Annotated in this window: 10 protein-coding genes and 1 pseudogene; 8 read left to right on the top strand and 3 right to left on the bottom strand. The window is 43.7% G+C overall.

What is annotated here, in order from left to right; genetic code table 11:
- Positions 1-947: pseudogene (locus tag AC5V8P_RS17550) on the top strand (tenascin); the annotation flags it as partial.
- Between the two features lie 73 nt (positions 948-1,020).
- Here AC5V8P_RS17550 and AC5V8P_RS17545 read toward each other — a convergent pair.
- Together AC5V8P_RS17545 and AC5V8P_RS17540 are read right to left on the bottom strand one after the other, a co-directional pair.
- A complete protein-coding gene (locus AC5V8P_RS17545; protein ID WP_013371923.1) occupies positions 1,021-1,323 on the bottom strand; it encodes a hypothetical protein in 303 nt (100 codons plus the stop codon).
- Positions 1,324-1,709: 386 nt separating this feature from the next.
- Positions 1,710-1,904, bottom strand: coding sequence for a hypothetical protein (locus tag AC5V8P_RS17540; RefSeq protein WP_063213684.1), 195 nt, complete (start codon positions 1,902-1,904; stop codon positions 1,710-1,712).
- A 140-nt stretch (positions 1,905-2,044) separates the two neighbouring features.
- Between AC5V8P_RS17540 and AC5V8P_RS17535 the strand changes: the two genes are divergently transcribed.
- Positions 2,045-2,482 (top strand): NucA/NucB deoxyribonuclease domain-containing protein, encoded by a 438-nt coding sequence (locus AC5V8P_RS17535; RefSeq protein ID WP_063213683.1) that lies wholly within the window; start codon positions 2,045-2,047, stop codon positions 2,480-2,482.
- Positions 2,483-2,484: 2 nt separating this feature from the next.
- Here AC5V8P_RS17535 and AC5V8P_RS17530 read toward each other — a convergent pair whose 3' ends face one another.
- Positions 2,485-2,649 carry a hypothetical protein gene (locus tag AC5V8P_RS17530; RefSeq protein ID WP_167669714.1) on the bottom strand — a complete coding sequence of 55 codons (165 nt, stop codon included), beginning with the start codon at positions 2,647-2,649 and terminating at the stop codon, positions 2,485-2,487.
- Positions 2,650-2,763: 114 nt separating this feature from the next.
- On the opposite strand from AC5V8P_RS17530, the gene AC5V8P_RS17525 reads away from it, so the two are divergent.
- From AC5V8P_RS17525 to AC5V8P_RS17500, 6 genes are all read left to right on the top strand, one after another.
- Positions 2,764-4,584: a sensor histidine kinase gene (locus AC5V8P_RS17525; protein WP_064796271.1), complete on the top strand. Its 1,821-nt coding sequence runs from the start codon at positions 2,764-2,766 to the stop codon at positions 4,582-4,584.
- Complete coding sequence (locus AC5V8P_RS17520; protein WP_064796272.1) at positions 4,559-6,184, top strand: response regulator transcription factor; 1,626 nt, start codon at positions 4,559-4,561, stop codon at positions 6,182-6,184. The genes AC5V8P_RS17525 and AC5V8P_RS17520 overlap by 26 nt, the downstream gene beginning before the upstream one ends.
- Positions 6,185-6,304: 120 nt before the next feature.
- The gene (locus AC5V8P_RS17515; protein WP_064796273.1) at positions 6,305-7,987 is read left to right on the top strand and encodes a type 2 periplasmic-binding domain-containing protein; all 1,683 of its coding nucleotides are present in this window, start codon (positions 6,305-6,307) and stop codon (positions 7,985-7,987) included.
- 186 nt (positions 7,988-8,173) lie between these two features.
- Positions 8,174-9,064 carry an ABC transporter permease gene (locus AC5V8P_RS17510; protein ID WP_016822416.1) on the top strand — a complete coding sequence of 297 codons (891 nt, stop codon included), beginning with the start codon at positions 8,174-8,176 and terminating at the stop codon, positions 9,062-9,064.
- Positions 9,065-9,091: 27 nt separating this feature from the next.
- Entirely contained in the window at positions 9,092-9,970 is an 879-nt protein-coding gene (locus AC5V8P_RS17505; protein WP_064796274.1) for a carbohydrate ABC transporter permease, read from the top strand.
- Positions 9,971-9,998: 28 nt separating this feature from the next.
- The coding region (locus AC5V8P_RS17500) for a beta-galactosidase (protein WP_495473744.1) at positions 9,999-11,836 on the top strand (1,838 nt) is incomplete at its 3' end.

Raw genomic sequence — 11,836 nt, 5'->3', positions numbered from 1 at the left:
CGAGTATATCTGCTTATTTGGTCAATGGGGCTAAAAAAGCAGTTCAATCTGATGTGAAATGGAGCTTAAGCAGTGAAAGTGCAGTCAAGATTGCAAATGGTAAGCTGGTGGCAGTCAACCCAGGTAGTGCAACATTGACAGCGACAGTAGGTGCGCTCAAACTGGACATTCCAGTGACCGTACAATATAAAGTTCTCAAGCTGACGGCTTCTGAGAAAAAATATGTATTGGTTGCAGGCCAAGAAACGAGTATTCCGACCGTAAAGGCACAAATGGCTGGTGGCGGAACAGTGGATGTTACGAACCAGGTAAGCTGGGTAGCTACAACAGCTGCAGTTACAGTAGGAAATGGAAAAATAAAAGCGGTGAGTGGCGGCAACTCGGGAATTAAAGCGGTGTATATGAATAAATACGTGAAGGTGCCTGTCATTGTGGAGGGAGCCATTTCTACACTGACACCGAGCTTTTCGAGTGCTGAAATGAATTTGAAGGGAAGTAAGTCCATCAAAGTCGTCGGTAATTATACGGATGGCAAAAAAGTTACGCTGAGCAGTAAAGTGAAATGGACAACATCGAATGCTTCTGTAGTGGTCGTAAAAGGGTCTTCCATTAAAGCTGTTGGAATTGGAACAGCAACCATTACGGGCACGTACCAGGATAAGTCCTTTAACGTGGAGATTAAGGTTACACCTAAGCTGCTCAAGCTGGTATTGAGCAATAAAAACCTGAAGTTGCCTAAAGGCTCATCACAAGTGCTTAGTGTGAGTGCAGTTTATGATTCAGGCGCGACTGCGAATGTGACCAATTCAGCGGTATGGACATCCTCCAAACCGTCGATCGTACAGGTTACAGCTGGTCAGGTAAAGGCCTTGGATAGCGGAAGCTCCAGTATTAAAGTAGCCTATGGTGGTAAGAACGTAACGACATCTGCCAAAGTGTTAAAATAGTCTACGTATATAGCCATATTCGGTCTATACCAACAAATAACCCCCGGTCCGAAGACCGGGGGTTATTTGCAGTTTATTCTACGCCGTCCTGATAATGGTTTTTCCAGTGCTTATCGCCTTTGTGCGCGAAATCTTCAACTGTTTTCTCCAAAGTAGCTACCAGTTGAGCTTTAATCTCAGCGATTGTATCGCGAAATAGTCTTTCTTCCGTACCATTGATTTTTTCACCATATAAAGCTTGAGCAGCTACAAATTGACGATGTTGCTCTACAAAACTGTCAATCGAATGCAATGCATGCTCCACGTATTGTGAAATGCTATGATGCTCGTTAGGGAGCTGTAATTTTAATTCCTTCACTCTATTTAATAATGCCATGATGATCACCTCGTGCGTTTTATTATGTCAATAATTATACATCATTTTCGGAAAAATTTCATTAAATTTCGGTTAAATTGTGACTTTTATTATGTCATGATTGCATTTTCATTGGTGATCAGGCCTGATTCCGGAATTTCGCAATTTTTTTCTTGGTATCATGATTTCAAAATTTAAAATATATGGTACAAAGACAATGTAAGAGCAAGCTGCGACAGCTATCTTTCTGACATGCTATAATGAGGAAAAAGTCCAGTCGGAAAGGTTGTCAGTATGGTATGAAGCTTTTTAAAGGTTTATTTTGGGGAATTCTGATCAGTCTTCTCCTGTGGTGCGCCTTGTTTGGGCTTGTCCGCTGGATGACTCATTAAGTTACTACCTGTATCCTATACAATAACTCTTGCGACTGTATCCACGTCATTAACGGAAATCGTATATACGTGTTCGTCATCGTAGAGCTTAAATTGCTGAGTTTCCTGATTAGATAGGAGCTTAGGCCAGCCAATTACGGTATTACCATTCAGTAACCGGATTACAACAGCTTGCATTTGGCTTACAGCCAGTTTGATTTCATCGTTCATTCGTCCAACCTCCTCTCTATACTATTTGTCGTCGGAGATTCAACCTTTTTTTATAGTCAGTAAGGGGTTACAAAAAATAAAGTCTGGGGATGGCCTTAGCTGAAGGTCATTTACTGGAATAGTTTGAAAGGAAGAGTAAATTGAAGAAAAAGTTGCTAAGTTTTATAGTGTTAGTGGTTCTAGCTGTGAGCGCGTATTGGTTGGAAGGAGACAATCTTCTTACGAAAATAACAGGAGAGAACCCGCCATCGTCAGCTCAGGTAACGCTGCAATTTCCGTCAGGTCGTTATCCTGAAACGGCACAGCATATTAAGGAAGCCATTCAGGCGGGAAAATCACCAGTATGCACAATTGACCGTGAAGGAGCCGAGCAAAATCGTAAGCATTCACTTGCGGGTGTTCCCACTCGTAAAGGGTTCGATCGTGATGAATGGCCGATGGCTATGTGTTCAGAAGGGGGTAAGGATGCAAATGTCAAATACATAGCTCCTAAAGATAATCGTGGGGCAGGATCATGGGTCAGTCACCAATTGGATCAGTATGAGGATGGGACTCGTGTAAAATTCGTTGTTAAGTAGTTTTATCTACTACTTTTACTTTTTTTATCCTTAGGTGGTTCCTGCTTGGCTTTAATCAGCGCCAGAAAATCAAAAAAATCACCTAATGTAGTGAAGCCGGCAGCTAGAATGGCCAGATCTTCAGCGGATAGTTGATTTATCCATTCCATTTGCTTGGAATCAAACATATTATCACCGCCAACCCTTAATAATGTATAGTATGTAATGGCGGCAACAAAGGTTAGGGCTCTGGCATACCTTTTAAGTATGCCTGTTTCTTGTGCAAAGGATGTGTGAAATTTATGTTTAAATTTAATTTTTATACTAAGATCGTGTCCATTGTGATCGTGTTGCTGATACCTGTGCTGATCTTGTATATCTACTCTAATCAGACAACGACTGACGTACTGCGTGAAGAACTGAATCAATCTAATTATAATCAGCTGACCTTTTTTCAAAACCAGGTGAATACGAATATTGAGATGATTTCCTCCTGGCCGCATTTGCTGATTCATGATCCCGATGTAGCCAGTTTTCAAGCGATCTTTTTGAAGGACAAGACTCTCAACCTGGATGGAATTAACCTTGTCAAGCGGATTCAAACCAAGCTTGGGCTGCAGGAAAGCTCTTCTAATTGGAGAACAGGCTTGAGTATATATTCCCCTTCGCTTGGACGAGTTGTATCGGAGAATGGAGCTGGTTTTTATGACCAGAAGGCATTAAACCAATCGATTACAAACGGCTGGCAGGTATCTAAAAAAAGAGTGTACGGGAAAGATCAGTTTATATTTTCATTGTATACATTATCCCCGTTTTCCTCTCTAGCTAATCCGGAAACCGCTAACACGATTATTAAAGTAGAATTCGACAGCAGCAATATTCAGGATATGCTTGACCGCTTTAAGGGCGATGGGCGAAAGGAGCCTTTTTATTATAAAAAAGGCGTAGGCGTGATTTATAACCGCTCTGCAAATGAAGAACTATCGGGTCAGCTCATTACAAAACTTGAGAAATTGGGACTGCATGAAGTTGATAATCTAACCGTGAAAATGGGAGACGAAAGTTACCTGGTTCACGCCGTTCGTTCGCAAACGACCGGTTGGTATTTGATTGACTACATGCCTTTGTCCGATATGATGTCTCCGATTTACTCGTCTAACCGACTGTTTTATATAACTGTTGCTGGCTCGCTATTGGTAGGGATCATTGGTGCGTATCTCCTCCACTCACAGGTACAAGTTCCGATTCTCCAGCTTGTGCGGGCATTTCGGAGATTAAAGGATGGAGACTATGCTGTTCGTTTGAGCCCTAGGGGCAGTCATGAATTTGCATTTCTGTCACGTCAATTCAACCTGATGGTCGAACAGATTCAGGAGTTGTTTGAGAAAGTTTATGTTGAGAAGCTGCATGTGAAGGAAGCCCGTCTAAAGCAGCTCCAGTCTCAAATCAATCCTCATTTCTTTTATAATTGTTTTTCCTTTATTACGAGCATGGCAAAGTTGCGCAACCATGAGGCGGTCGTAGCCATGGCCCATAATTTGTCCAAATATTATCGCTATACGACAAGACAGGAAAGAGATCGGGTTCCTTTATCGGATGAAGTCGAGTTTGTGCAATATTATTTAAAAATTCAACAGATGCGTATGCCGCGATTAACGTTCACTATAGATATTCCTTCACAGGCCAATAGTCTGCTGATTCCACCGCTTGTGTTGCAGCCCTTGGTGGAGAATGCGGTGCTGCACGGAATAGAACCTCAGGCGGAGGAGGGAATTATCCGTATTAAGACGGAGTGTGTTGGCTCATCCATGTACTTGATTGTAGATGATAACGGACTCGGTTTGAGCGAGGAGGGGATAACGTCCCTAATATTAGCACTGGAGAAGCCTGTAGAAGAAAAAAGCGGCTATGGCTTATGGAATGTGCATCAACGAATGCGATTACATTTTGGTGAAGGCGCTGGGCTGGATTTCTCGTTGTCTCCGTTAGGAGGATTGAGAGTGATTTTAAAATGGCCACTGTCAATGGAAGAGGGTCAGCAAGACGACTTGATCCATTCTTCGTCAAGTCAAGATATAGTTAAATTGGAGGATACCGATGGTTCAGATATTATTAGTGGATGATGAGAGCTATGTTACGGAAAGCCTGACGGCTACCATACCGTGGGAGACATTGGGAATTGAGAGGGTACATCAAGTAGCTTCTGCCTTGGCAGCTATAGATGTGCTGGAAGCGTTCGATATTGATATTCTGGTTACCGATATACGTATGCCAGGCATGACGGGATTAGAGCTGATTGTTGAAGTAAACGAGCGTTGGCCGCATATCCGCAGTTTATTACTGACAGGCTACGCCGATTTTGAATACGCTAAAAAAGCGCTTCAGCTTAAGGCTTTTGATTACATTTTAAAACCGGTGGATGATGAAGAGTTTATCAAATGTGTGTCAGCTGCCATGGATTCGCTAAAGGAAGAATGGGAAGCATTCGACAAGGTTCATCAATTGCAATATAGTCGCAGAAACGATTTCGGTGTACTGCGAACCCATTTGATGCATGATTTGCTACTCGGGCGTGATTTGACTGTACAAAAAATAAAGGACAAAATGTCCGAGTACGAAATCAAGCTAACCACGGAGCATCCTGCCAGTATGCTGCTTATTCAGCTAGGCAAGCATTTTTCTGATATGGACTATCACTCTGTATCGTTAATTGAGTATGCGATTGGAAATATTGCGGAAGAAGTGTTCGCACCTGATTTTTATGTTTGGCATTGCAAGGCACCACATGATTGCCTAATCATATTAATAGAAGGGAATTGCGATTTGTTCGCTGCACGAAGTGTGGACAAGCAGAATCATATTTTACGTGCGGCGATTGAAACCTTTCGAAAAAATGTAAGCAATTACTTGAAAGGAGAAATTTACGTCACCCTAACCAATTGGTTTAATTTTCCCGATGAGCTACCTAAGCTATATCAGACAGCGATCAGATCCTTATATTGGAACCAACAGGAGGAGACGAATCCATTGCTCTTCATAGAAGAGCAGACAGAACAGTCACACAGCTCAGTGAAGTCGCTGGAGGGACTTTATATGCACCCAACGCTTACTCATTTACTAGAGTCCAGACAATGGGAAGAGGCTGAGGAGAAATTGAGCGGTGTATTTGGCAAAATCGAAGAGGCGGGATTTACACGCGAGCATTTATATGAACTGTTTATTTCGGTGACGAGCGCCTTTATGTATATAGCGCACAAACAAGGACGTTTCATTACACAGATGGATCAGGTAGGCTTCGATCCGTTACATGCACAGAAATTAGTCCATTCGTTCCCTCATCTCAAAGAGTGGATATTTTCCATGATGAATAAGCTTAAAGCCGAGTGGTCCGCAAGCGAGCAAAGCGCCAAAAGCTTTGTAGTCAAGCAGGTGCAGGAGCTAATTGCCCAGGATAAAGGACAGGAGCTGTCTGTTAAGTCGATTGCCGATCAGGTTTACCTTCATCCAGTCTATTTGTCCAAAATCTATAAAGCTGAAACTGGAGAAGGTCTGGGAGATTATATTATTCGAATGAGAATGGAACGGGCTCTTTATTTGCTCAAATATTCCAACAAAAAAATATATGAAATAACAACTGAACTCGGCTATCAGAATCCCCAATATTTCAGTAAGATGTTCAAAAAGCATTATGGAATGACACCGCATGAATTTCGGGAGCAGTAAAGAGAAAGGAGTAAAGATCAGTTGGGAAAGGTGCAGAAATATTTATTTTGTGACATAGGCTACCAAGAAAAGCCCTCTTATAATAAAAGAGTAGAAAATGATTTTTAGAGGGGGAACAAGATGCGAGTTCATTCGAAAAAAAAGCTATTGTCGTTACTCGCCGCAACGATGGTATTGGGAGTTGGCCTTGTGGGCTGCTCAGGCACAGGAAATGATGGAAATGCGGATAGCGCAGCTAAAACTGAAAACGTATACAAAGAAAAATACAGTCCTGAAGTGACCATTTCCACGGTATGGGGGGTAGATCCCACCTTAAAATTTAAAAATGGAGAATCCATCGAAAATAACGTTGCGACAAAATGGGCAAAAGAGAAATTCGGGATTAATGTAAAATCACTGTGGTCTGTTACGGATACAAACGGTGCATTTGCTACCAAACTGCGTTTGGCGATGTCCTCCGGTCAGGAGATGCCTGACGTCGTTGTATTGGGAACAGAGAATGAGCAGCTGGCCCAGGATATGATCGATTCCGGAATGTTCGCTGAGGTTGGTCCATTGTTTGATAAATATGCCTCGGATTCCTGGAAGCAGGCCATGAACCAGGATACGAACGTATGGAATCAGTATAGCCGGGATGGTAAAAAAATGGGTATCCCTGTGCTTGATTTCGCCTATAACCACGATTATGTATTGTGGGTACGGCAAGATTGGTTAGATAAGCTGGGCATGAAGGCTCCTGAGACGATGGATGATCTGGAAAAAGTGATGGATGCCTTTAAAAACAAAAACCCGGACGGACTGGCTCCAGACAAAGTAATTCCGCTCAGTATCGGGTTCAAAACATCCATGAACACTTGGATGGGTGACCCATCCTGGATTTTCGGGGCTTACGGCACACTACCCCAACAGTGGAACAAAGGTGCAAACGGCAGCCTGGAATATGGCTCTGTGCAGCCTGGCATGAAGCCGGGTCTGCAAAAGCTGAGTGAGTGGCTCAAAAAAGGATATATTCCTCAGGAAGCAGCATTGTGGGATGAAAATAAAACGGCAGAACCTACAGTTGCAGGGACAGCCGGTATGATTCCGGGGCCGTATTGGATGAGCGGCTGGCCGCTTCAGGATACAGTTAAAAATGCGCCGAGTGCTGTATGGAAGCCGGTCAAGATTCCAGCGGGACCGGACAACAAAGCCATGCGCCATGGAACACAGTACACCAATGGCGTCGTACTCATCAATAAACAGATGCAGCATCCTGAAGCTTTTTTCACGTATCAAAATTACTTGTTTGACCATTATGCAAATGCCAAACCGGACGGTGATTTGTCAAATGGGTTGTTTAAGGGCTACGATTATGATTTAGATGCCAATGGAAAGCTGGTGTCTATTGATAAAATACCGGGCGGTTATGTGAACTCTATTCGTTATTTGCTGGTTCGGGATGGTGCGCGTATACCTGATGCCCAAATGAAGGCTTTGTTAAGCTTGGCTAATGGCGCAGAACCGAAAACCAGACTGGAAAAGGATGTAATGGTGAATTACGGGAAAGACACTCCTGCTGCAGCCAAAGTGCTTATGGAACAGAAGGATATCTCTATGAAAGATCAGTTTACAGGACCTACCACGCCAACCATGAAGGCTAAAAAGGATTATCTGGATAAGATTGAGAGCCAAACCTTCAATGAAATTATTTATGGCAAACAGCCGATCTCCGCTTTTGATACCTTTGTACAGACGTGGAAAGCCGCTGGTGGCGAACAAATTACAAAGGAAGTAAACGAGTGGTATAAGAGCGTCGAAAAGTAAAACCATTGCTGTTGCAACACCAATTAGGAGGGCTGTCCCAAGGTGGACAGCCTTTTTACTTCAGCTTCACTGGCTTAAATAAAAATGATTGCTTTTGTGCCATGTATGTTGGTTTTTTGAACTGTTGGGGCTGCGAAAACGCTTTTATAATTGAGGTATACCATGAGAGTTACAGGAGGAACTGCAATGAGAAGTCTGCAACGTACGTGGCCATTTCATATCATGCTGCTGCCAGCCATCATTTTCTTAATTGTATTTAGCTACATTCCGATGGGCGGCATCGTGATGGCCTTTCAAAATTACAAGCCTTGGCTAGGCATAACGGGTTCCGAATGGGTTGGACTGGATAATTTCCGCTTTTTGTTCCAACGGGAGGACAGTCTTCAGGTTGTCTGGAACACGCTGATTATTGCGGTATTAAAGATGTTTTTCAACCTGCTGGTGCCGTTTGTTTTTGCTATACTGCTGAATGAAATTCGCAAGGTTGGACTTCAGCGCTCCATTCAGACATTGGTATATTTGCCACACTTTCTGTCATGGGTGATCTTGGGCGGAATTCTGATTGATCTGTTGGCTACAGATGGATTTATGAACCGCATTCTTGGAAGCATAGGGATTCAGCCTATCTTCTTTTTGGGAGATAATAACTGGTTTCGTTTTACCGTCATTGTATCGGACATATGGAAGGAATTTGGCTACAATACGATCGTATTTCTCGCTGCACTGGCGGGTATCAATCCTTCGTTATATGAGGCTTCTGAAATGGATGGAGCAAGCCGGTGGAGACAGACGCTACACATTACAGTACCTTCATTGATTCCGATGGTGGTCGTTGTTGGAACGCTTGCACTTGGCAATGTGCTGAATGCTGGTTTTGACCAGATTTTCAATCTTTATAATCCGCTGGTATACCAAAAAGGCGATATCATTGACACATTTGTTTACCGGACAGCATTAATCAATGGGGAGATGGGCTTCGCTACCGCCATTGGGTTGTTCAAATCCGTAATCAGTATGATTCTCATTCTGATATCTTATCGGCTTGCTTACAAATGGGCAGGTTACCGCATATTCTGATTCCACAAGGCTGAAAGAGGGAGAGTCATGTATCATAAAACAACGCCATATCGCATCTTTAATGTATTGAATATTTGCCTGCTTGTGATTTTGTCCATCATGTGTATCGTTCCGCTGATTCATGTGTTGGCAGTATCATTTAGTGCGAAATCCGCGGCAGATGCCAATTTGGTTGGACTGTGGCCAGTGCAGTTCTCATTAGAAGCTTATAAGAAGACGATGAACAATCCGATTTTTTTACATTCCATCTGGATTTCTGTCTGTCGGACTGTGCTCGGGACCGGCTTGACGCTGCTGATTACCTTTTTAGCCGCTTATCCGCTTTCAAAGGAAACGACCGTGTTCCGCAGCCGAAACGTGTATTCATGGCTATTCGTATTCAGCATGATTTTTAACGGTGGACTGGTTCCGTTTTATATGGTAATTCAAAAGATCCATCTCATGGATAGTTTCTGGGTACTTGTTTTGCCAGGAGCGGTCAATACATTTTTGGTCATTCTTATGCTGAACTTTTTTAGAGGTATCCCCAAAGAGATGGAAGAGGCTGCATTGATCGACGGGGCAGGACATTTCCGGACATTGTTTAGTATTTTCTTACCGATATCCATGCCTTCTATCGCGACGATCGCGCTGTTTAGTATGGTATTTCATTGGAACTCATGGTTTGACGGGCTGCTCTATTTGAGCAACGCAAAGGATTATCCGCTGGCAACGTTCCTGCAAACTGTAATTATACAGAAAGACATGAGTTCGATGAGCATGAGTCCCAAAGAGATGGAATTACTTTCACAAACGACGGTTAACGCAGCACAAATTTTTATTGGTGCAGCGCCTATTCTTATTGTATATCCATTTTTACAAAAGTATTTTGTTAAAGGTATGACACTAGGTTCCGTCAAAGAGTAACAGAACGGATCAAAGGAGATGATTTGCAATGACGTATTCAAACATAACCAAGTATCCTCCCATTAGTGAGCGAGTTCCGCGTATGCTGCATGGAGCGGACTATAATCCGGAGCAATGGCAGCAATATCCAGAAGTGTTAGCGGAAGATATCCGCTTGATGAAATTAGCCAAATGTAACGTAATGTCTGTCGGCATTTTTTCATGGGTTTCATTGGAGCCTGAGGAAGGCGTATTTACGTTTGAATGGCTGGATCGTATTTTGGACTCGTTTGCTGAAAACGGAATCTATGCGTTTTTAGCTACTCCTAGCGGAGCAAGACCAGCCTGGATGTCGCAAAAATATCCTGAGGTGCTGCGAGTAGGGGCTAATCGTGTCCGTAACTTGCACGGTTTTCGGCATAACCACTGTTATACGTCGCCTGTCTATCGGGAAAAAGTACGTATCATGAATACGAAGCTGGCTGAGCGTTACGCTAATCATCCTGCTGTTATTGGCTGGCACATTTCCAATGAATTTGGTGGAGACTGTCACTGCGATCATTGTCAGGAGGCATTTCGCGCCTGGGTGCAGGACAAATACGGTACGCTGGACAAGCTTAACCATGCATGGTGGACGACCTTTTGGAGTCATACAGTTACGGATTGGAGTCAAGTGGAGTCTCCGGCACCTCACGGTGAAACTCAGGTTCATGCCATGAATTTGGACTGGAGACGGTTTGTAACCGATCAGACCGCTGATTTTATCAAACATGAGATTGTGCCGCTCAAGGCTGCAAATCCGGACATTCCAGTCACAACTAATTTAATGGAGTTTTTTGAAGGATTGAATTACTGGAAGTTTGCTGATCTGCTCGATGTTATATCATGGGATAGTTATCCGACATGGCATGACCGTGAAGGAGATGACAGCCGTCAGGCTGCAAGAGTGGCTATGATGCACGACATTATTCGCTCTATTAAAGGTGGGAAACCTTGGATGCTCATGGAAAGTACGCCGAGCTTGACCAATTGGCAAGATGTTAGCAAGCTGAAGCGGCCGGGTATGCATCTGCTATCGTCTTTACAGGCTGTGGCACACGGCTCCGACACCGTTCAATATTTTCAGTGGCGGAAAAGTCGCGGCTCGAGTGAAAAACTGCATGGTGCGGTCGTCGATCATGTCGGTCATGAGCATACGCGAGTATTTGGGGATGTGAAAGATGTCGGTCATGCGCTGGAGAAACTGGAGGAGGTGATTGGTACATCCGTACCGGCTGAGGCTGCTGTTATCTTCGATTGGGAGAACCGTTGGGGAATCAACGATTCACAGGGACCGCGAAACAAAGGTGTGAAATACGAGGAGACGGCTGAAGCACATTATTTGGCATTATGGGAGCAGGGAGTGTCGGTAGACGTCATTGATATGGATGCAGATTTCTCCAAATATAAGCTTCTGGTCGCTCCAATGTTGTATATGGTCCGCAGTGGCGTAGGAGAGCGCATACAGAAGTTTGTTGAAAAAGGGGGCATATTCGTAGCGACCTATTGGACCGGCATTGTCGATGAACATGATTTGTGCTTCCTCGGAGGTTTTCCAGGTCCGCTTCGTAAAACACTGGGGATCTGGTCGGAAGAGATTGATGGATTGCATGACCATGATCGCAACTACATTATACCGGTTGAAGGCAATGAGCTAAATCTACGGGAGGAGTATGAAGCAGTAGAATTGTGTGATCTCATTCATACGGAAGGTGCAGAGGTACTGGCTGAATACGGGGCAGACTTTTACGCAGGTCGCCCGGCTTTGACGGTGAATCGTTTGGGACAGGGAAAAGCTTATTACATCGCATCGCGCAACACTGGATCGTTTCATAGTCATTTTTACAG

The organism is Paenibacillus sp. N119s, assembly GCF_059447605.1.
Note: the sequence above shows the minus strand (reverse complement) of the source record. Positions and strands in the feature narration are given on the sequence as shown.

What these genes read in the sequence shown, in the direction of transcription:
- AC5V8P_RS17520 (WP_064796272.1), top strand. Translation starts at nt 4,559, where the DNA reads ATGGTTCAGATATTATTAGTGGATGATGAGAGCTATGTTACGGAAAGC.
- AC5V8P_RS17525 (WP_064796271.1), top strand. Translation starts at nt 2,764, where the DNA reads ATGTTTAAATTTAATTTTTATACTAAGATCGTGTCCATTGTGATCGTG.
- AC5V8P_RS17510 (WP_016822416.1), top strand. Translation starts at nt 8,174, where the DNA reads ATGAGAAGTCTGCAACGTACGTGGCCATTTCATATCATGCTGCTGCCA.
- AC5V8P_RS17545 (WP_013371923.1), bottom strand. Translation starts at nt 1,323, where the DNA reads ATGGCATTATTAAATAGAGTGAAGGAATTAAAATTACAGCTCCCTAAC.
- AC5V8P_RS17530 (WP_167669714.1), bottom strand. Translation starts at nt 2,649, where the DNA reads ATGTTTGATTCCAAGCAAATGGAATGGATAAATCAACTATCCGCTGAA.
- AC5V8P_RS17505 (WP_064796274.1), top strand. Translation starts at nt 9,092, where the DNA reads ATGTATCATAAAACAACGCCATATCGCATCTTTAATGTATTGAATATT.
- AC5V8P_RS17515 (WP_064796273.1), top strand. Translation starts at nt 6,305, where the DNA reads ATGCGAGTTCATTCGAAAAAAAAGCTATTGTCGTTACTCGCCGCAACG.
- AC5V8P_RS17540 (WP_063213684.1), bottom strand. Translation starts at nt 1,904, where the DNA reads ATGAACGATGAAATCAAACTGGCTGTAAGCCAAATGCAAGCTGTTGTA.